Genomic DNA, 18,496 nt, shown 5'->3' on the forward strand with positions numbered 1-18,496 from the left:
CATCCCGAACTCAGCAGTGAAACGATGCATCGCCGATGGTAGTGTGGGGTTTCCCCATGTGAGAGTAGGTCATCGTCAAGATTAAATTCCGAAACCCCAATTGCGAAAGCAGTTGGGGTTTTGTTTTTTGGCTCGAAAAAGCTTCCTAAGAGTAACTGTCCGGTCACCCACTCCTGATCGTTCTCCAAATTAGCCAGGATAGTAGACACCATTTTTTAGTGCGCACTATCTTGGAGGTAGGGTAGCGTTCGGACGCTTACTTCGCTATCGACACACTTTCTAACCGATATCCATAACCGTAAATTGTCAGCAGTTGCCAACCCCTATCCGCTGTGAGTCCTAGCTTGTTGCGCAGGCGATATATGTGGGTATCCAGAGGTCTCGAGGAAGCCACTTCTTCATGGGGCCAGAAGCGCTCGTAAAGATAGTCGCGTGATAACGGCCGACCGAGATTGCTGAACAGACAGCGCGCCAACCGATATTCGCGCTCCGTCATGACGATCGCCTTGCCTTCGCGGGTGACGCTCAGTTCGGCGTCATCGAAGGTCAAATCATTGAAGCAGCGGACTTCAGTAGCGGCTGTACGTTGCAGACTGTGTCGGCGCAGTACCGCAGCAACTCGAGCCTTCAGTTCGTTGGGGCGAAACGGTTTGCTGACATAGTCATCAGCTCCCGCATTCAACGCCTGGACGATATCGCTTTCTCCGTCGCGACTGGTAAGCATGATCGCGGCCGGTGGTGCTTCCATGTGTTCGCGGGTCCAGCGCAAAAGGGCCAGGCCGGAGAGGTCGGGGAGTTGCCAGTCGAGGATTAGCAGGTCGAAGGTTTCCCGGCGTAACTGTCGCAGCAGGTCTTCGCCACGTTCGAAGCTGTGTAGTGACCATGGCTGGTCTCCGACTTCAGCCATTTGTTGCAGGGTTTGCTCGACCCGGCGCAGTTCGGCGGGCTCGTCGTCCAGTATTGCAACGCGCATACGCGGTTCTTCCCTGTTGCTGGGGCGGTGGGGTGTCGACAATACCGGCTCGCCCATCGCTATGAAAGTATGCGGCCGCCATTGGTCGACGTCCGCTATGATTCTCCGTTCTACGTCTTCAGACCTGTGGCCTATGAAACCATTCACCTACCCCTGCCGTTTTTCCCATGAATGATCGGCGTCGGTACGAAAGTCGTGAACCCAGCCAAGTGCAGCGACTGTTTCGACAGTTGGTACGCGAGTGGTTGTGGATAAGTCTAGTGCTGTTGCCGCTGACTGCATTGCTGTCCTATCGCGCGCAGATCAACCTGCACGCTGCGGGTCCCGGGGGGGGAGCGATGCTGTCGGTGGGCATGGTGGCGTTTGTGTTGGGTTTGCTGCTTTGGCGTCCGCGCTGGGCGCTCTGGATAACGCTGACAGGCATGGCGTGTGCGCTGACGGCCAGTGCCGGGCTCGCTGAAATGCGACGTTGGTGGTCGCCGACACCTGCGGTACTGGGCATGTTGTTCGGCTATTTGATTTGGAACTGGCGACGTCTGAGTGTGGTGTTGACCTACTTCGGTTGGGAGTTGGCGCGGTTGGACAGCGAGCCGAAAGTCTTTCCCGAACGACGCCGCACACAACTCACCGGCGCCGATCGATTGCAGGGCCAGATCATGGCGCTTGAGCAAGCCATGAGCCGCACCCGTGATACCCGGCGTTTCATCGCTGACGGCCTGGAATACCTGCCGGTCGCGACACTGATCAGCGATCCAAAGGGGCAAATCCTGCTGGGCAATCGAAAGGCTCGCCATCTCTTCGAAAATCAACTGGTGGGCGACGATATCCTCGTTCAACTGGCGCGCCTCGGTTATCCAGAGTTGTCTACCGAGCCACACCCACTGTTGTCCGCGCTGCCACTGTTGGAGTTCAGAGATCACAAGGAACGCAGTCTGCGCCTGGAACGTGCGGCACTGCTGCCGGTAGACGGTGACACGCCCATCGGCTGGCTGTTGAGCCTGACAGATCTGAGTGCTGAACGCGCGGCGGAAGAACAGCGCGGTGTGTTGCTGCGCTTTCTCTCCCATGATCTGCGTGCTCCGCACTCGGCGATTCTCGCGTTGCTCGACGTCCACGGTCATCAGGCTGGTGCTGACTCGCCGTTGTTTGAACAGATTGAGCGTCAGGTCCGTCGCGCTCTGGATCTGACCGATGGCTTCGTGCTGCTGGCGCGCGCCGAATCTGAGGCCTATCAGTTTCAGCCAACGTTGTTCGCGATGTTGGTGCTCGACGTGCTGGATCAGGTCTTACCCATTGCCCAGCAAAAACGCATCGATGTGTTTCACGACATGGATGAGCAATCTCAGGAGCGGCTGATACAGGCCGACCAGGGGTTGCTGACCCGTGCCTTGTTCAACTTGCTGGAAAACGCGATCAAATACAGCCCGGCGGATAGCCGGATCGCGCTGCGTGTCAGTTGTGGCGGCGAATGGCTGCAGTGTGAGTTGACCGATCAGGGCAAGGGCATTGCCGCGCAGGAACTGCCGGATTTGTTCAGTCAGTACCGGCGTTTTTCATCCGCCCAAGGCATTGATGGTGTAGGCCTGGGCCTGTCGATGGTCAAGGCTGTGGTCGATCACCATGGTGGCCGCATCGAGTGCCGCAGCGTGGTTGATCAGGGCACCACGTTTGTCCTTGAGTTGCCGCTGATCCCTGAGTAAACAGATACAAAAAACCGGCTATATCAGCCGGTTTTTTTACATCCGAAAAAAACTTATGCACCATTTACGGCGTTTTATGAGCTTGGGAAATATATAAGTAAATCAATCTCTTATATTGAATATTCAAGCTTTTTCAACAAAACCGTACACAGGTTATCCACAAAATCTCAGACAGCCATTTGATCGCTGGCGGCGGGGGCTTGTGGGGCCGGTGGCAGTGAACCCATGTCGCGCTGGGTCTTCTCGTTCCACGCTTGCACACGGTCATTGAGTTCGGCGATGGCGCGGGGGCCAGTACCTTCGGCATACATCGGCTCGCCGATGACCACCGTGATCACACCGGATTTTTTCCCCCAGCCGATTTTCGGCCAGAATTTGCCGGCATTGTGTGCAATCGGCAGCACCGGAAGTGCAGCATTTACCGCCAAAGCGCTGCCACTGCGGGAGAACTTGCCGACAGTGCCAAAAGGAACGCGTGTACCTTCAGGGAAGATCAGCACCCAAACGTTGTCCTTGAGCAGTTCATCACCTTTGGCCGCGACTTGTTTAAGCGCGGCTTTCGGGTTGTCGCGATCGATTGCGATCGGCCGCAGCATCGCCATGGCCCAGCCGAAGAACGGCACGTAAAGCAGTTCGCGCTTGAGCACCTGGCTCAGCGGCGAGAAATACGCGGAGAGAAAGAACGTCTCCCAAGTGCTCTGGTGGTTCGATTGAATCACGCAGGGCTGGTCAGGCACGTTTTGCGCGCCTTTGATTTCGTAACGGATACCCAGAAACACCTTGGTTAACCACAAGGCGCAACGGCACCAGTACACGTTGATAAAACGATAACGCGCCTTGAATGGCAGAAAGGGCGCGATGAAAAAGCTCAGGCTGCACCACAGCAAGGAGGTGGTGCCCAGCAGCAGGTAAAAGAGGAAGATTCTGATGGCCCGCAGTATCGACATGGCGACGTTTACCGTTACGGGCAATGCCCGACTGTTCAAGCGCACTCCCGATCAATCCCTGGTCAGGAATTTCAGAAGTACTCTAGTTGTGGATAAGTTCTGCGGCAATCGCCGCTAGATCGTCAAAAATCAGAGTGCCAACCGGCAGGGTTTTGCCCTGAGTCTTTTCGCCTTTCCCGGTCTTTACCAAAACGGGTTGTGAATCGACGGCTTTGGCGGCCTCCAGGTCACCAAGGCTGTCACCGACGAACCAGACATGGGTCAGTTCGATGTTGTAATGCGCCGCGATGGTTTTCAACATCCCCGGTTTAGGTTTGCGGCAATCGCACCCCTCGTCCGGCCCATGCGGGCAATACACGATCAAACCGACCTCGCCACCCTGCTCCGCCACCAGTTCGCGCAAGCGCGTGTGCATGGCGTCGAGGGTGGCGAGGTCGTAGTAGCCGCGAGCAATGCCCGACTGGTTGGTGGCGACCGCCACCGTCCAGCCGGCCTTGCTCAACTGCGCAATCGCCTCGATCGAGCCGGGCAAAGGAATCCACTCCTCCACCGACTTGATGTAAGCGTCGGAGTCGTAATTGATCACTCCGTCACGATCGAGAATCAGCAGTTTCAACAGCAATCCCTCAACCCAGCAGCGAAATGTCGGCCACGCCCAGGAACAGGCCACGCAGTCGCGCCAGCAGCGCGTAACGGTTGGCCCGCACATTGGCGTCTTCGGCATTGACCATCACGGCGTCAAAGAACGCATCCACCGGTTCACGCAATGCCGCCAGGCGTGCCAGCGATTCGTTGTACTGACGCGCGGCGGCCATTGGCTGTACAGCCTGATCCGCTTGCTGGATCGCCGAATACAGCGAGAACTCGTTGGCATTGTCGAAGTACTTGGCCTGCACCTCAGTCGGTACAGCGCCTTCAAGCTTGCTCAGCAAGTTGGAAACACGCTTGTTGACCGCCGCCAGCGCTGCCGCCTCCGGCAGTTTGCGGAAGGCCTGAACCGCTTGTACACGCTGGTCGAAGTCCAGCGCCGAACCTGGCTTCAGGGCACGTACGGACAGGTAGGTCGCCACGTCCACGCCTTCGTCTTCGTAACGCGCACGCAGACGGTCGAAGATGAATTCCAGCACGGAGTCGTTGAGGCCGGCAGCCTTGACCTTGGCACCGAACGCATTCACGGCGAAGGCCACGGCGTCGTTCAGGTCCAGATCCAGTTGTTTCTCGATCAGGATGCGCAGCACGCCGAGAGCCGCACGGCGCAGGGCGTACGGGTCTTTGCTGCCGGTTGGCAGCATGCCGATGCCAAAGATGCCGACCAGCGTGTCCAGTTTGTCAGCGATCGCGACGGCTGCACCGGTCAGGGTCGCCGGCAGTTCAGCACCGGCGCCGCGTGGCATGTACTGCTCGTTCAGTGCCAGCGCGACATCTTCCGGCTCGCCGTCATTGAGGGCGTAGTAGTAGCCGGCGACACCTTGCATCTCCGGGAACTCGCCGACCATTTCGGTGGCCAGGTCGCACTTCGACAGCAGGCCAGCGCGGGCAGCCCACGACGCGTTGCCGCCGATGCGTGCGGCGATATAAGCCGCCAGTTTCGAAACGCGCTCGGCCTTGTCGTAGACGCTGCCGAGTTTTTCCTGGAACACCACGTTCTTCAGGCGATCGTTGAAAACTTCGAGTTTCTGCTTCTTGTCTTGCTTGAAGAAGAACTCGGCGTCGGTCAGGCGTGGGCGAACCACTTTCTCGTTACCGGCGATGATCTGCTGTGGGTCTTTGCTTTCAATGTTGGCGACGGTGATGAAGCGTGGCAGCAACTTGCCGTCGGCATCCAGCAGGCAGAAATACTTCTGGTTGTCCTGCATGGTGGTGATCAGTGCTTCCTGCGGCACGTCGAGGAAGCGTTCCTCGAACGAGCACACCAGCGGCACCGGCCATTCAACCAGTGCGGTCACTTCGTCGAGCAGCGCCGGCGGAACGATTGCGGTGCCTTCCTGGCGGGTGGCCAGTTCTTCGGTGCGCTTGCTGATGATCTCGCGACGCTCGTTGGCATCGGCCAACACATAAGCGGCGCGCAGGTCGGCCAGGTAGCTCGACGGCGAACCGATGCGAACGCTTTGCGGGTGGTGGAAACGGTGGCCACGGGAATCACGGCCAGCCTTCTGCGCGAGGATGGTGCAGTCGATGACTTGGTCGCCGAGCAGCATCACCAGCCATTGGGTCGGACGCACGAACTCTTCCTTGCGCGCACCCCAACGCATGCGTTTCGGGATCGGCAGGTCGTTCAGCGAATCTTCGACGATGGTCGGCAGCAGGCTCACGGTCGGCTTGCCGGCGATGTTCTGGCTGTAGCGCAGTTTTGGGCCGCTCTGGTCGATTTCGCTCAGATCGACGCCGCACTTCTTGGCAAAGCCCAAGGCTGCTTGCGTTGGATTGCCTTCAGCGTCGAACGCCGCCTGACGTGGCGGGCCGTCCAGGTTGATGCTGCGATCCGGCTGCTGGGTGGCCAGCGCGGTGATCAATACAGCCAGACGACGCGGCGCGGCGTAGACGGTTTTCGTCTCGTAGCTCAGGCCGGCGGCTTGCAGGCCCTTGTCGATACCGGCGAGGAACGCGTCGGCCAAAGTGTTCAGGGCTTTGGGTGGCAGTTCTTCGGTGCCCAGTTCAACCAGAAAATCTTGCGCACTCATTGTGCAGCCTCCAGCTTGGCCAGTACTTCGTCACGCAGGTCCGGGGTCGCCATCGGGAAGCCCAGCTTGGCGCGAGCCAGCAGGTAGGCTTGCGCAACGGAACGCGCCAGGGTGCGCACGCGCAGAATGTATTGCTGACGCGCGGTCACCGAGATGGCCCGGCGCGCGTCCAGCAGGTTGAAGGTGTGCGAGGCCTTCAACACCATTTCGTAGCTCGGCAACGGCAGCGGCTGGTCGAGTTCGATCAGGCGCTTGGCTTCGCCTTCATAGAAGTCGAACAATTCGAACAGTTTGTCGACGTTGGCGTGTTCGAAGTTGTAAGTGGATTGCTCCACTTCGTTCTGGTGGAACACGTCGCCATAGGTCACTTTGCCCATCGGGCCGTCAGCCCAGACCAGGTCGTAGACCGAGTCCACGCCTTGCAGGTACATGGCCAGACGTTCCAGACCGTAGGTGATCTCGCCGGTCACCGGGTAGCACTCGATGCCGCCCGCTTGCTGGAAGTAGGTGAACTGAGTGACTTCCATCCCGTTGAGCCAGACTTCCCAGCCCAGACCCCAGGCGCCGAGGGTCGGCGATTCCCAGTTGTCTTCGACGAAGCGAATGTCGTGGACCAGCGGGTCCAGGCCGACATGCTTGAGGGAGCCCAGGTACAGCTCCTGGAAGTTGTCCGGGTTCGGTTTCAGGACTACCTGAAACTGATAGTAGTGCTGCAGACGGTTCGGGTTTTCGCCGTAGCGGCCGTCAGTTGGACGGCGGCTTGGCTGCACGTAGGCGGCGTTCCAGGTTTCCGGGCCGATGGCGCGCAGGAAGGTCGCGGTGTGGAAAGTGCCGGCGCCTACTTCCATATCGTAGGGCTGAAGTACCACACAACCTTGCTCGGCCCAGTATTGCTGGAGCGCGAGGATCAAGTCTTGGAAGGTACGCACGGCTGGCGTAGGCTGGCTCACGAAATTCACCTGTTTCTTGGGCTGCGATTTAAAGAGCGGGAGTATACCCGATTCGTTGCTGCGCACGCCCCCTGGAGCCTTATGCCACGCTGCTTTTGGTGTACCGAAGATCCGCTGTACATGGCTTATCACGATCAGGAGTGGGGCACGCCGCTACGCGATGCGCAGGGTTTGTTCGAGTTGCTTTTGCTCGAAGGGTTCCAGGCCGGGCTTTCCTGGATCACCGTACTGCGCAAACGCGAGCGTTATCGCCAGGTGTTGTTCGGCTTCGACGTGCAGCGCGTCGCGCAGATGACTGACGCCGAAATCGACGAATTGATGCGCGATCCGGGGATCATCCGCAACCGCCTCAAACTCAATGCTGCCCGGCGCAATGCCCAGGCGTGGCTGGCGCTGGAGAACCCGGTGGAGTTTCTCTGGTCGTTCGTTGGCGACCAATCGATCGTCAATCACTTCAAGGATCGCAGCGAAGTCCCGGCCATCACCCCCGAAGCGCTGGAGATGAGCAAAGCCCTGAAAAAGGCCGGGTTCACGTTCGTCGGCCCGACCATTTGCTACGCGCTGATGCAGGCCTCGGGCATGGTCATGGATCACACGCAGGACTGCGACCGCTACGCGCAACTCGTCAACGGCGGTTAGAATGGCCGCCTCGCGCACAGCACAAGATCAGGAGTGACCTGTGGAAAAGTTTAAAGGCGCCTTGCTGGTAGGCGCTCTGCGGCTGTTTGCCCTGCTGCCATGGCGGGCGGTGCAGGCCGTGGGTTCGGCGATCGGCTGGATCATGTGGAAAACCCCCAACCGTTCACGCGACGTGGTGCGGATCAACCTCGCCAAGTGTTTTCCTCAGATGGACCCGGCTGAGCGTGAACGTCTGGTCGGCCAGAGCCTGAAAGACATTGGCAAGTCCCTGACCGAAAGCGCCTGCGCCTGGATCTGGCCAGCCCAGCGTTCCATTGATCTGGTGCGCGAAGTCGAAGGCCTCGACATCCTCAAGGATGCACTGGCCTCGGGTAAAGGCGTGGTCGGTATCACCAGCCACCTGGGAAACTGGGAAGTGCTCAACCACTTCTATTGCAGCCAGTGCAAACCGATCATTTTCTACCGTCCGCCCAAGCTCAAGGCTGTGGATCAATTGCTGCGCAAACAGCGCGTGCAGTTGGGCAACAAAGTCGCCGCTTCCACCAAAGAAGGCATCCTCAGCGTCATCAAGGAAGTGCGCAAAGGTGGTGCGGTGGGCATTCCGGCCGACCCGGAACCGGCCGAATCCGCCGGGATCTTCGTGCCGTTCTTCGCCACTCAGGCGCTGACCAGCAAATTCGTACCGAACATGCTCGCTGGCGGCAAAGCGGTTGGCGTGTTCCTGCATGCATTGCGTCTGCCCGATGGTTCCGGCTACAAAGTGATCCTCGAAGCCGCGCCCGACGCCATGTACAGCACCGATACCGAGACGTCCTGCGCGGCCATGAGCCAAGTGGTCGAGCGTTATGTGGCGGCGTATCCGAGCCAGTACATGTGGAGCATGAAGCGTTTCAAGAAACGTCCACCGGGCGAGGAGCGCTGGTACTGAGGCGTTGGAGATCATGATTGGCATGATCTGTGGATAACTTCACCTCCAGGGTTATCCACAACCGTTCATTCAAGGGCGCAGCAGATGTCCGAACACCGCAAATCATTGCGTATCAAGATCAGTCACGACAGCTTTGGCGAATGCCTTGGGCAAACGCGCAACCTGTCGCCTACCGGGGTGTATGTCCAGCATTCGCGTTTGGCGTCATTGCCCAAGGGCGCGGTGGTTTACGGGCAGGTGCAGGATTTACCCACAGGCGCGCCACGAGTGCGGATGGAAGTGGTGACGGTGGATGCCGACGGGATCGGCTTGCGCTATCTGTAGATCATTGCGCCTGACGATCGAGCTTCTTCAGAAACACCGTCATTTCCTTCTCGGCCTGCTTGTCGCCATGGGCGCGGGCCGCTTCCAGACCTTGCTCCCAGGCGTGGCGTGCGGCGGCGCTATCGCCGAGCGCCAGTTGCGCCTTGCCCAACAGTTTCCACGCCGCCGAATATTTCGGATCGAAACCGACACAGCGCTCAAAGTGCTCGGCAGCCTTGGCGTTCTCTCCCAGGTCCAAGTATCCCTTACCCAGGCCAAAGCGCAGCAGGGCGTTATCCACACCCTTGGCGAGCATTTTTTCCAGGGATTGGAGCATTTGTGGATTCCTTTCTGTGGAGTGTCAGGTGTTGCTGGGGGTTAGTGAGGCCGCCTTCGCCAGCAAGCCCCACCATTGGAATGCATTCCCCTGTGGGAGCGGGCTTGCCCGCGAAGAGGCCTGTGCTGTTACCGCCACACTCAGAAGAAGCTCAATCCGACGTGGAACAACTTCTCCACATCCCGGATATGCTTTTTATCCACAAGGAACAGAATTACATGGTCACCCGCTTCGATCACGGTGTCGTCGTGGGCGATGATCACTTGTTCATTGCGGATGACGGCGCCGATGGTGGTACCCGGTGGCAGGCCGATTTTATCGATGGGCTTGCCGATCACCTTGCTTGATTTGGCGTCACCGTGGGCAATCGCCTCGATGGCCTCCGCCGCACCGCGACGCAATGAGTGAACGCTGACGATATCGCCACGGCGCACGTGGGCCAGCAAGGTACCGATGGTCGCCAGTTGCGGGCTGATGGCGATGTCGATGTCGCCGCCCTGGATCAGGTCGACATAAGCCGGGTTGTTGATGATCGTCATCACTTTCTTAGCCCCCAGCCGTTTGGCCAGCAGCGACGACATGATGTTGGCTTCGTCATCGTTGGTCAGGGCGAGGAAGATATCGGCGTCGGCGATGTTCTCTTCCAGCAGCAAGTCGCGGTCCGACGCGCTGCCCTGCAGCACCACGGTGCTGTCGAGGGTGTCGGAGAGATAGCGGCAACGTGCCGGGCTCATCTCGATGATCTTCACCTGATAACGGCTTTCGATGGCCTCGGCCAAGCGTTCGCCGATCTGCCCGCCACCGGCGATGACGATGCGTTTGTAGGTTTCGTCGAGACGGCGCATTTCACTCATCACAGCGCGAATATCCTCACGCGCAGCGATGAAGAAGACTTCGTCATCGGCTTCGATCACCGTGTCGCCCTGAGGCAGGATCGGCCGGTCGCGGCGGAAAATCGCTGCCACACGGGTCTCGACATTCGGCATGTGTTCACGCAACTGGCGCAGTTGCTGACCCACCAGCGGCCCGCCGTAATACGCACGCACGGCCACCAGTTGCGCCTTGCCCTCGGCGAAGTCGATCACCTGCAAGGCGCCGGGATGCTGGATCAGGCGCTTGATGTAATTGGTGACCACTTGCTCGGGGCTGATCAGCACGTCGACCGGAATCGCTTCGTTCTGGAACAGTTGTTCCTCGCGGGCCAGGTAAGACGCTTCGCGCACCCGGGCGATTTTGGTCGGGGTGTGGAACAGCGTGTGGGCGACCTGGCAGGCAACCATGTTGGTTTCGTCGCTGTTGGTCACCGCAACCAGCATGTCGGCGTCGTCCGCGCCGGCCTGACGCAGCACCGACGGCAGCGAGCCACGGCCCTGAATGGTGCGGATGTCGAGGCGGTCGCCGAGGTCGCGCAGGCGCTCGCCGTCCGTGTCGACCACCGTGATGTCGTTGGCCTCGCTGGCCAAATGTTCAGCCAGCGAACCGCCGACCTGTCCTGCACCGAGGATGATGATTTTCATCCAGTCACTCCGTTGAATCCGTTTAGCCGCGAGAGGCAGCGATCTTGATCAGCTTGGCGTAGTAGAAACCGTCATGGCCACCCTGCTGGGCCAGCAATTGGCGACCATGGGGCTGCTTGATCCCGGCCGTCGTTGCCAGATCGAGTTCCCGTGCGCCCGCCGTGCGTTCGAGGAACGCGGCAATCACTTCGGTGTTCTCGGTCGGCAAAGTCGAGCAAGTGGCGTAGAGCACAATGCCGCCGACTTCGAGGGTTTTCCACATTGCGTCGAGCAACTCGCCTTGCAGTTGCGCCAGAGCCGCGATGTCGTCGGCCTGGCGGGTCAGTTTGATGTCCGGATGGCGGCGGATGACGCCAGTGGCCGAACACGGTGCGTCGAGCAGGATGCGCTGGAACGGTTTGCCGTCCCACCATACTGCCGTTTCGCGACCGTCGGCGGCGATCAGTTCGGCGCTCAGCCCCAACCGTTCAAGGTTCTCTCTGACTCGCACCAGACGCTTGGCTTCCAGATCCACCGCTACCACGCCAGCCAGCGCAGGTTCTGCCTCAAGGATGTGGCAGGTCTTGCCTCCCGGGGCGCAGCAGGCATCGAGCACCCGCTGGCCCGGAGCGAGGTCAAGCAAGTCGGCGGCCAGTTGCGCCGCTTCGTCCTGCACGCTGATCCAGCCATCGGCAAAACCCGGCAGGCTGCGCACGTCGGCGGCGGCTTCGAGGACGATGCCGTCGCGGCTGTAAATGCACGGTGTCGCCGCGATACCGGCGTCAGTCAGCAACCCCAGGTAGGCGTCGCGACTGTGATGACGGCGATTGACCCGCAGAATCATCGGCGGATGCGCGTTGTTGGCTTCGCAGATCGCTTCCCACTGCTCGGGCCAGAAAGCTTTCAGGGATTTTTGCAGCCAGCGGGGGTGGGCGGTACGCACCACCGGATCACGCTCCAGTTCGGCGAAAATCGTTTCGCTCTCGCGTTGCGCGTTACGCAGCACGGCGTTGAGCAAACCCTTGGCCCAAGGCTTTTTCAGCTTGTCGGCGCACCCTACCGTTTCACCGATGGCGGCGTGGGCCGGCACACGGGTGTAGAGCAGTTGGTAGAGCCCGACCAGCAGCAGCGCCTCGACATCGGCGTCGGCGGCCTTGAAGGGTTTCTGCAGCAGTTTTTCCGCCAGCGCCGACAAGCGTGGCTGCCAGCGCGCTGTGCCGAACGCCAGATCCTGAGTGAAGCCGCGATCGCGATCCTCGACCTTGTCCAGTTGTGTCGGCAGGGAACTGTTCAGCGAGGCTTTGCCACTCAGTACCGCGGCGAGTGCCTTGGCGGCGGCCAGACGCGGGTTCATTGCGCGGCCACCGCAGCGCCCAGCACGGTGCCGACAGCGAATTTCTCACGACGGCTGTTGAACAGGTCGCTGAAGTTCAGCGCCTTGCCGCCGGGCAATTGCAGACGGGTCAGGCACAGTGCCTGTGCGCCGCACGCGACGATCAAGCCGTCCTTGCTGGCGCTGAGGATGGTGCCCGGTGCGCCGTTGCCTTCGGCGAGCGTCGCCGCCAGCACTTTCAACGCTTCACCGTTGAGGGTGCTGTGGGTGATCGGCCATGGATTGAAGGCGCGGACCAGACGCTCCAGCTCAACGGCCGGGCGGCTCCAGTCGATGCGCGCTTCGTCCTTGTTGAGTTTGTGCGCGTAGGTGGCGAGGTCATCGTTCTGCACTTCGCCTTCCAGCGTTCCGGCAGCGAGACCGGCAATCGCCTGCACCACGGCCGGTGGGCCCAGCTCGGCGAGACGGTCGTGGAGACTGCCGCCGGTGTCTTCGGCGCTGATCGGTGTGACGACCTTGAGCAGCATCGGCCCGGTGTCGAGGCCCGCCTCCATGCGCATCACGGTCACGCCACTTTCGGCATCGCCCGCTTCCACGGCTCGCTGAATTGGCGCTGCACCGCGCCAGCGTGGCAATAAGGAGGCGTGGCTGTTGATGCAGCCCAGGCGCGGAATATCCAGCACCACTTGCGGCAGGATCAGGCCGTAGGCGACCACCACCATCAAGTCCGGCTTCAGCGCGGCGAGTTCAGCCTGAGCGTCAGCGTTGCGCAAAGTCGGCGGTTGCAACACCTGGATATTATTTTCCAGCGCTAGCTGTTTAACCGGGCTCGGCATCAGTTTTTGCCCGCGACCGGCCGGACGATCCGGTTGGGTGTAGACCGCAACGATCTCGTAAGGGCTGCTCAGCAAGGCCTTGAGGTGTTCAGCGGCGAATTCAGGGGTACCGGCAAAAACGATGCGCAGTGGCTCAGTCATGGAAGGCGTCTCATAAAAAGAAAAAGGCTTGCCGCAGCAAGCCTTTGAAGAGGGGCATCAAGCGTTCTGGCGATGCAGCTTTTCCAGTTTCTTCTTGATCCGGTCGCGTTTGAGCGTGGACAGGTAATCGACGAACAATTTGCCGTTGAGGTGGTCGCATTCGTGCTGGATGCACACGGCGAGCAGGCCTTCGGCGATCAGCTCATAGGGCTTGCCGTCGCGGTCCAGCGCCTTGATCCTGACCTTCTGCGGGCGGTCGACGTTTTCGTAGAAACCCGGCACCGAGAGGCAGCCTTCCTGATACTGATCCATTTCTTCGGTCAGCGATTCGAACTCGGGGTTGATGAATACCCGTGGTTCGGTGCGGTCTTCGGAAAGGTCCATCACAACGATACGTTGGTGCACATTGACCTGGGTCGCGGCGAGGCCGATGCCCGGCGCTTCATACATTGTTTCAAACATGTCATCGACCAACTGACGCACTTCGTCGTCCACTACGGCCACAGGCTTGGCGATAGTACGCAGACGCGGGTCCGGAAATTCGAGGATGTTTAAAATGGCCATAGGCTGATTGCTGCACGTATTGAGTAAAGTCGGGTCGATGGCCTGGCAGGTCCGAAGATGCAGGCTACCGTTGTGAAGCGTAGCTAATGCAGTTTGCAGTAGCGAGCCACGGGGGCTCTGACGGTTCACGCGAACGCACATGATAAAGGGATTCGCTGCATGAGGAAAACACTACTCGCCCTGCTGCTTCTGGCTTCGGCCGGCGTGGCGCAAGGGCAAGTGCAACTCAGGGATGGTTTTCCACAGCAATACACGGTGGTTTCGGGGGATACCCTCTGGGATATCTCCGGCAAATACCTGCGTGAGCCCTGGCAATGGCCACTGTTGTGGCGGGCCAATCCGCAAATTGAAAACCCCAACCTGATCTACCCCGGCGACACGCTGACGCTCAATTACGTCAACGGCCAGCCGCAACTGACCCTCAACCGTGGCGAGTCACGGGGCACGATCAAGCTGTCGCCACGAATTCGCACCAGCCCGGTGGCCGAGGCGATTCCGAGCATCCCACTGAAATCGATCAACAGTTTTCTGCTGAGCAACCGCATCGTCGACAAGGTCGAGGACTTCGACAAGGCGCCGTACATCGTTGCCGGTGATGCCGAACGGGTGCTCAGCGGCACCGGAGACCGCATCTTCGCTCGCGGCCATTTCGACCCGAACCAGCCGGTTTACGGGATTTTCCGCCAGGGCAAGGTCTACACCGATCCGCAGACCAAGGAGTTTCTGGGGATCAACGCCGACGACATCGGTGGTGGTGAAATCGTTGCCACCGAAGGCGACGTCGCCACCCTCGCCCTGCAACGCACCACTCAGGAAGTGCGCCTCGGCGACCGTTTGTTCAGCGGCGAAGAGCGTTCGATCAATTCGACCTTCATGCCCAGCGCCCCGGCCAGCAACATCAACGGGGTGATCATCGACGTGCCCCGCGGCGTCACCCAGATCGGTGTGATGGACGTGGTCACCCTGAACAAGGGCAAACGCGATGGTTTGGCCGAAGGCAATGTGCTGGTGGTGATGAAAACCGGGGAAACCGTGCGTGACCGCATCACCGGCCAACCCTTGAAAATTCCCGACGAACGCGCCGGATTGCTGATGGTGTTCCGCACCTACGAAAAGCTCAGCTACGGCCTCGTGCTCAACGCATCGCGCTCGCTGGCGGTGCTCGACAAGGTGCGCAATCCGTAAGCGTGCCCAACAAGTTACCAACAGAGTTATCCACAGCTTGTTCCGAATGGTTCGGGGCTTATAACGATCAAGGATGATCCATGATGATGTCTGTCTGTACGCCCGTTTCCCCGGCGGAACTGGAAGCGCGCCTGCGCCTGCACCGCTTGCCGGAAATCGGCCCGAAGCGGTTTGCCAAATTGCTCGAAGCCTTCGGCTCGGCTTCCAAAGCCATCAGCGCCCCGGCCAGCGCCTGGCGCTCGCTGGGTTTGCCAGCGGCATGCGCTGAAGCGCGGCGCTGTCTTGAAGTGCGCGAGGGCGCCAGTCATGCAATGCGCTGGCTAGAGCGCCCAGGTCAGCATTTGCTGATGTGGGATCAACCGGATTACCCGGCCTTGTTGGCACAGATTCCCGATCCGCCACCGCTGCTGTTCGTGGCTGGCGATCCGCTTATTCTGGAGAAACCGCAACTGGCGATGGTGGGCAGTCGACGCGCTTCGCGTCCGGGAATGGACACAGCGGCGGCGTTTTCCCGCAGCCTCGCCGGGGCTGGTTTTGTCATCAACAGTGGCTTGGCGTTGGGTATTGATGCCGCCGCGCATCAAGCGGCACTGGACGTGGGAGGGCAGACGGTCGGCGTGCTTGGCACGGGTCTGGAAAATTTTTATCCACAGCGCAATCGGCGACTGGCTGACGCAATGATTGCCTCGGGCAGCGCGGTGCTTTCGGAGTTCCCGCTGGACGCCGGACCGAGCGCGAGCAACTTCCCGCGACGTAACCGGATCATAAGTGGCTTGTCCCTTGGTGTATTGGTGGTGGAGGCAAGTGTCGCCAGTGGTTCGTTGATCACCGCGCGGCTGGCGGCGGAGCAGGGGCGCGAGGTTTACGCCATTCCTGGCTCCATTCATCACCCCGGTGCGCGGGGTTGTCACCAGTTGATCCGCGATGGCGCGGTGCTGGTGGAAACCATCGAACATATTCTTGAAGCGCTGCGTGGCTGGCAGCGTCTACCGATATCCACCGACACCCCGAAAACCGATCACCCACTGCTGCGCCTGCTCCACGCGGCGCCACACACCAGTGAAGCCTTGGTCGCCAGCAGCGGCTGGGCTTTGCCCAAAGTGCTGGCGGCACTGACCGAACTGGAAATGGACGGCCGTGCAGTGTGTGAAAACGGTCGCTGGTTGGCGAGGACACGCTAGGTTTTACAGGGAAGATCGGTAAACTGCGCGAAACCTGTTTGCGGAGAGTTTTTCATGGTCAACAGTTGGCGTGTGCAACAAGCCGCACGAGAGATTCGTGCCGGGGCGGTGATTGCCTATCCAACCGAAGCCGTCTGGGGACTGGGTTGCGACCCGTGGAACGAAGAGGCGGTGGATCGGTTGCTGGCGATCAAGAATCGTTCGGTCGACAAGGGCCTGATTCTGGTCGCCGACAACATCCGCCAGTTCGACTTTCTGTTCGAAGACTTCCCGCAGGAGTGGATCGACCGCATGGCCAGCACCTGGCCAGGGCCGAACACCTGGCTGGTGCCGCACCAGAACCTGCTGCCTGAGTGGGTTACGGGTGTACACGACACCGTGGCGTTGCGGGTCAGCGATCATCCGCAGGTGCGCGACTTGTGCTCGATGGTCGGGCCGCTGATTTCGACCTCGGCCAACCCACAAGGGCGTCCGGCGGCGCGCACGAGGTTGCGGGTCGAACAGTATTTCCGTGGGCAGATCGATCTGGTGCTGGGCGGGGAACTGGGTGGACGCAAGAACCCCAGCGTCATCCGTGATCTGGCCACCGGCAACGTCATTCGTCCCGACTGACGCCCCCCTCAATCGATAGTATGAGTCCTCCTCGCCTTTATAGGGCGAGGAGGGCTGCATATGCCTACGACTTATCTTTCGAGTCACTAACAAATTTCAACAGTTTGTTGTTTATATTTTTCCCGCTTACGTCAGACTTGTCGCCAAGTATTAAAAACAGGTAACTTTTCCCACGTCATTATCAGAAATCGCGCGGTGGCGATATTTCCAAAAGCATCCATTATTTCAATGCGCTCAGAGAACTTCGATAAGTTAACGTCTGCGGAGAAGGAATGGATACTACGGATTTACAATTAACGGATTATCTTCAGTCACTTCAGGCGGAATTGAATAATCGCCATGAAAATTGTCGTGTCGTTATTCTTGAAGCGGGATCAGACACACGAGAGTTCGAACGATTTATTGGTCGTCAATTTCGGCTTCGATTACAGCATTACATGCTGACATCAAGGGCTGTTTTGCTTGAAAAGAAGCTGGCGATAGTGTCGCGCAGTACTCATTTTTTACTGTATCAACATGAGCAACTGGTGGCGGTATTAAGAGTGACTCCATCGCCGTTCGAATGGGCGTCACTGACGCAGCAACATGTTGCTCCCACCATGGTGCTATCGCGCTATGTCGAGTTCAGCCGGTTGATCACTCTCTCGCAAAACCATCTGCCGGTTCCGATCAACTGTCTGCTGGCGGCCGCCACAGAGTGGGCCATCACGCGCGGTCATGAGGGTGTCGTCGCACTTTGCCGATCGCCACAACGGCGATTGTTCCAACGGTTCGGTCTGACACCGATTACCTCTGAGGCCCTTCATATCGAACAACGCGCCCGCGGCGATTACTGGCTGCTGTCAGCGCAATGGAAGCAAGTTTTCGCCGCCGTGCAACAACCTGCCCATACAACCACCCTGCACCTGGAGAGCCACGATGATCACGCCCGTCAATTTTGAACAACAGTTGAGCCTGCTTGATGAACGAATCGAAAGTTCGTGGGCGGCAATCCTGAATAATTCACGGCTGGTAAAAGCTATACGCGAGGGCAGTGTTTCCAAAGCGTTATATGCAATCTACATGATCGAAACTTTTCACTACACCGCACATAACGCACGAAACCAAGGTCTGGTGGGGGTGCGACATGCCGATAATCCGGTTTATGCAAAGTTCTGTTTTGAACATGCGGCGCAAGAAGTCGGCCATGAAAAAATGGCGTTGCATGATGTCATGAGTCTTGGTCTAAAGAGTGAAGATTTTAAGATTCCACCGGCAGCTCCGGAAACTGAAGTGCTGATTGCTTATTTATACTGGATTTCCTTTACCGGCAATTCGCTACAACGGCTGGGATACAGTTATTGGGCAGAAAATGCCTATCATTTCATAAATCCGCTGATTAATAGCCTGCGCGAGACACTCTCGCTAAAGCCGGCTCAGTTGACGTTCTTCATGGCGCACTCCGATATTGATGTCGAACACTTCCATGAAATAAAACTCATCCTGCAGCGCACGTGTAAATCTCAGTCCGACTGGGATGCCATTGCGACTGTCATGGAGACCAGTTTGCGCTTGACCGGCAACATGCTTGAAGCCGTCCATGACCAGTATGAAGCCTGGCAAAACGGCCGCGCACCGCGTTATGACTTCCTTCACGCGTTGGATAAATCATGAAGTCCGCACTTCGATTTTCAGGGCTGGCGGAGGGAAA

General features: G+C 59.1%; 19 protein-coding genes and 1 rRNA gene. 10 read left to right on the top strand and 10 right to left on the bottom strand.

The window, feature by feature from the left end:
* Positions 1 to 81: ribosomal RNA gene (gene rrf / locus AACY02_RS26005) — 5S ribosomal RNA — on the top strand; the annotation flags it as partial.
* Between the two features lie 175 nt (positions 82 to 256).
* Here rrf and AACY02_RS13210 read toward each other — a convergent pair.
* Positions 257 to 973: a response regulator transcription factor gene (locus tag AACY02_RS13210; RefSeq protein WP_339432316.1), complete on the bottom strand. Its 717-nt coding sequence runs from the start codon at positions 971 to 973 to the stop codon at positions 257 to 259.
* A gap of 167 nt (positions 974 to 1,140) precedes the next feature.
* On the opposite strand from AACY02_RS13210, the gene AACY02_RS13215 reads away from it, so the two are divergent.
* Positions 1,141 to 2,673, top strand: coding sequence for a sensor histidine kinase (locus tag AACY02_RS13215; protein ID WP_339432317.1), 1,533 nt, complete (start codon positions 1,141 to 1,143; stop codon positions 2,671 to 2,673).
* 167 nt (positions 2,674 to 2,840) lie between these two features.
* On the opposite strand, the gene AACY02_RS13220 is transcribed toward AACY02_RS13215, so the two are convergent.
* The 4 genes from AACY02_RS13220 to glyQ form a co-directional block, all read right to left on the bottom strand.
* Positions 2,841 to 3,620, bottom strand: coding sequence for a lysophospholipid acyltransferase family protein (locus AACY02_RS13220; protein WP_339432318.1), 780 nt, complete (start codon positions 3,618 to 3,620; stop codon positions 2,841 to 2,843).
* 82 nt (positions 3,621 to 3,702) lie between these two features.
* A complete protein-coding gene (gene gmhB / locus AACY02_RS13225; RefSeq protein ID WP_339432319.1) occupies positions 3,703 to 4,242 on the bottom strand; it encodes a D-glycero-beta-D-manno-heptose 1,7-bisphosphate 7-phosphatase in 540 nt (179 codons plus the stop codon).
* Between the two features lie 4 nt (positions 4,243 to 4,246).
* The gene (glyS, locus tag AACY02_RS13230; protein WP_339432320.1) at positions 4,247 to 6,301 is read right to left on the bottom strand and encodes a glycine--tRNA ligase subunit beta; all 2,055 of its coding nucleotides are present in this window, start codon (positions 6,299 to 6,301) and stop codon (positions 4,247 to 4,249) included.
* Positions 6,298 to 7,251, bottom strand: coding sequence for a glycine--tRNA ligase subunit alpha (glyQ, locus tag AACY02_RS13235; RefSeq protein ID WP_034152298.1), 954 nt, complete (start codon positions 7,249 to 7,251; stop codon positions 6,298 to 6,300). The genes glyS and glyQ overlap by 4 nt, the downstream gene beginning before the upstream one ends.
* Before the next feature lie 81 nt (positions 7,252 to 7,332).
* Here glyQ and tag point away from each other — a divergent pair, with 81 nt between their 5' ends.
* The 3 genes from tag to AACY02_RS13250 all read left to right on the top strand — a co-directional run bounded on the left by tag (position 7,333) and on the right by AACY02_RS13250 (position 9,142).
* Entirely contained in the window at positions 7,333 to 7,890 is a 558-nt protein-coding gene (gene tag, locus AACY02_RS13240) for a DNA-3-methyladenine glycosylase I (RefSeq protein ID WP_339432321.1), read from the top strand.
* Positions 7,891 to 7,930: 40 nt separating this feature from the next.
* Complete coding sequence (locus AACY02_RS13245) at positions 7,931 to 8,818, top strand: lysophospholipid acyltransferase (RefSeq protein ID WP_339432322.1); 888 nt, start codon at positions 7,931 to 7,933, stop codon at positions 8,816 to 8,818.
* A gap of 84 nt (positions 8,819 to 8,902) precedes the next feature.
* Positions 8,903 to 9,142, top strand: a complete 240-nt coding sequence (locus AACY02_RS13250; protein ID WP_339432323.1) for a PilZ domain-containing protein — start codon at positions 8,903 to 8,905, stop codon at positions 9,140 to 9,142.
* Between the two features lies 1 nt (position 9,143).
* Here AACY02_RS13250 and AACY02_RS13255 read toward each other — a convergent pair whose 3' ends face one another.
* The 5 genes from AACY02_RS13255 to def all read right to left on the bottom strand — a co-directional run bounded on the left by AACY02_RS13255 (position 9,144) and on the right by def (position 13,828).
* Entirely contained in the window at positions 9,144 to 9,458 is a 315-nt protein-coding gene (locus tag AACY02_RS13255; protein ID WP_339432325.1) for a tetratricopeptide repeat protein, read from the bottom strand.
* A gap of 140 nt (positions 9,459 to 9,598) precedes the next feature.
* The gene (trkA, locus tag AACY02_RS13260; RefSeq protein ID WP_221732233.1) at positions 9,599 to 10,975 is read right to left on the bottom strand and encodes a Trk system potassium transporter TrkA; all 1,377 of its coding nucleotides are present in this window, start codon (positions 10,973 to 10,975) and stop codon (positions 9,599 to 9,601) included.
* 22 nt (positions 10,976 to 10,997) lie between these two features.
* Complete coding sequence (gene rsmB / locus AACY02_RS13265) at positions 10,998 to 12,308, bottom strand: 16S rRNA (cytosine(967)-C(5))-methyltransferase RsmB (RefSeq protein WP_339432326.1); 1,311 nt, start codon at positions 12,306 to 12,308, stop codon at positions 10,998 to 11,000.
* Positions 12,305 to 13,264 carry a methionyl-tRNA formyltransferase gene (gene fmt / locus AACY02_RS13270; RefSeq protein WP_339432327.1) on the bottom strand — a complete coding sequence of 320 codons (960 nt, stop codon included), beginning with the start codon at positions 13,262 to 13,264 and terminating at the stop codon, positions 12,305 to 12,307. The genes rsmB and fmt overlap by 4 nt, the downstream gene beginning before the upstream one ends.
* Before the next feature lie 57 nt (positions 13,265 to 13,321).
* Entirely contained in the window at positions 13,322 to 13,828 is a 507-nt protein-coding gene (gene def / locus AACY02_RS13275) for a peptide deformylase (protein ID WP_339432328.1), read from the bottom strand.
* A 159-nt stretch (positions 13,829 to 13,987) separates the two neighbouring features.
* Here def and AACY02_RS13280 point away from each other — a divergent pair, with 159 nt between their 5' ends.
* The 5 genes from AACY02_RS13280 (at position 13,988) to AACY02_RS13300 (ending at position 18,459) form a co-directional block, all read left to right on the top strand.
* Positions 13,988 to 15,013, top strand: coding sequence for a LysM peptidoglycan-binding domain-containing protein (locus tag AACY02_RS13280; protein WP_339432329.1), 1,026 nt, complete (start codon positions 13,988 to 13,990; stop codon positions 15,011 to 15,013).
* Positions 15,014 to 15,093: 80 nt separating this feature from the next.
* The gene (gene dprA, locus AACY02_RS13285; RefSeq protein WP_339432330.1) at positions 15,094 to 16,194 is read left to right on the top strand and encodes a DNA-processing protein DprA; all 1,101 of its coding nucleotides are present in this window, start codon (positions 15,094 to 15,096) and stop codon (positions 16,192 to 16,194) included.
* Positions 16,195 to 16,248: 54 nt separating this feature from the next.
* Positions 16,249 to 16,806, top strand: a complete 558-nt coding sequence (locus tag AACY02_RS13290) for an L-threonylcarbamoyladenylate synthase (protein ID WP_339432331.1) — start codon at positions 16,249 to 16,251, stop codon at positions 16,804 to 16,806.
* A 272-nt stretch (positions 16,807 to 17,078) separates the two neighbouring features.
* The gene (locus tag AACY02_RS13295) at positions 17,079 to 17,747 is read left to right on the top strand and encodes a hypothetical protein (protein WP_339432332.1); all 669 of its coding nucleotides are present in this window, start codon (positions 17,079 to 17,081) and stop codon (positions 17,745 to 17,747) included.
* On the top strand, positions 17,725 to 18,459 hold the full coding sequence (locus tag AACY02_RS13300; RefSeq protein WP_339432333.1) for an iron-containing redox enzyme family protein: 735 nt from the start codon (positions 17,725 to 17,727) through the stop codon (positions 18,457 to 18,459). The genes AACY02_RS13295 and AACY02_RS13300 overlap by 23 nt, the downstream gene beginning before the upstream one ends.
* Positions 18,460 to 18,496 lie beyond the last annotated feature (37 nt).

The organism is Pseudomonas sp. EA_65y_Pfl2_P78 (assembly GCF_963970495.1).
GTDB lineage: Bacteria > Pseudomonadota > Gammaproteobacteria > Pseudomonadales > Pseudomonadaceae > Aquipseudomonas > Aquipseudomonas baetica_A.

Excerpts from the sequence above, each read along its gene's own strand:
- dprA (WP_339432330.1), top strand. The coding sequence starts at position 15,094 with ATGATGATGTCTGTCTGTACGCCCGTTTCCCCGGCGGAACTGGAAGCG.
- AACY02_RS13220 (WP_339432318.1), bottom strand. The coding sequence starts at position 3,620 with ATGTCGATACTGCGGGCCATCAGAATCTTCCTCTTTTACCTGCTGCTG.
- fmt (WP_339432327.1), bottom strand. The coding sequence starts at position 13,264 with ATGACTGAGCCACTGCGCATCGTTTTTGCCGGTACCCCTGAATTCGCC.
- rsmB (WP_339432326.1), bottom strand. The coding sequence starts at position 12,308 with ATGAACCCGCGTCTGGCCGCCGCCAAGGCACTCGCCGCGGTACTGAGT.
- AACY02_RS13255 (WP_339432325.1), bottom strand. The coding sequence starts at position 9,458 with ATGCTCCAATCCCTGGAAAAAATGCTCGCCAAGGGTGTGGATAACGCC.
- AACY02_RS13215 (WP_339432317.1), top strand. The coding sequence starts at position 1,141 with ATGAATGATCGGCGTCGGTACGAAAGTCGTGAACCCAGCCAAGTGCAG.
- AACY02_RS13290 (WP_339432331.1), top strand. The coding sequence starts at position 16,249 with ATGGTCAACAGTTGGCGTGTGCAACAAGCCGCACGAGAGATTCGTGCC.
- trkA (WP_221732233.1), bottom strand. The coding sequence starts at position 10,975 with ATGAAAATCATCATCCTCGGTGCAGGACAGGTCGGCGGTTCGCTGGCT.
- glyS (WP_339432320.1), bottom strand. The coding sequence starts at position 6,301 with ATGAGTGCGCAAGATTTTCTGGTTGAACTGGGCACCGAAGAACTGCCA.
- AACY02_RS13250 (WP_339432323.1), top strand. The coding sequence starts at position 8,903 with ATGTCCGAACACCGCAAATCATTGCGTATCAAGATCAGTCACGACAGC.
- AACY02_RS13210 (WP_339432316.1), bottom strand. The coding sequence starts at position 973 with ATGCGCGTTGCAATACTGGACGACGAGCCCGCCGAACTGCGCCGGGTC.
- def (WP_339432328.1), bottom strand. The coding sequence starts at position 13,828 with ATGGCCATTTTAAACATCCTCGAATTTCCGGACCCGCGTCTGCGTACT.
- tag (WP_339432321.1), top strand. The coding sequence starts at position 7,333 with ATGCCACGCTGCTTTTGGTGTACCGAAGATCCGCTGTACATGGCTTAT.
- AACY02_RS13295 (WP_339432332.1), top strand. The coding sequence starts at position 17,079 with ATGGATACTACGGATTTACAATTAACGGATTATCTTCAGTCACTTCAG.
- AACY02_RS13280 (WP_339432329.1), top strand. The coding sequence starts at position 13,988 with ATGAGGAAAACACTACTCGCCCTGCTGCTTCTGGCTTCGGCCGGCGTG.
- AACY02_RS13300 (WP_339432333.1), top strand. The coding sequence starts at position 17,725 with ATGATCACGCCCGTCAATTTTGAACAACAGTTGAGCCTGCTTGATGAA.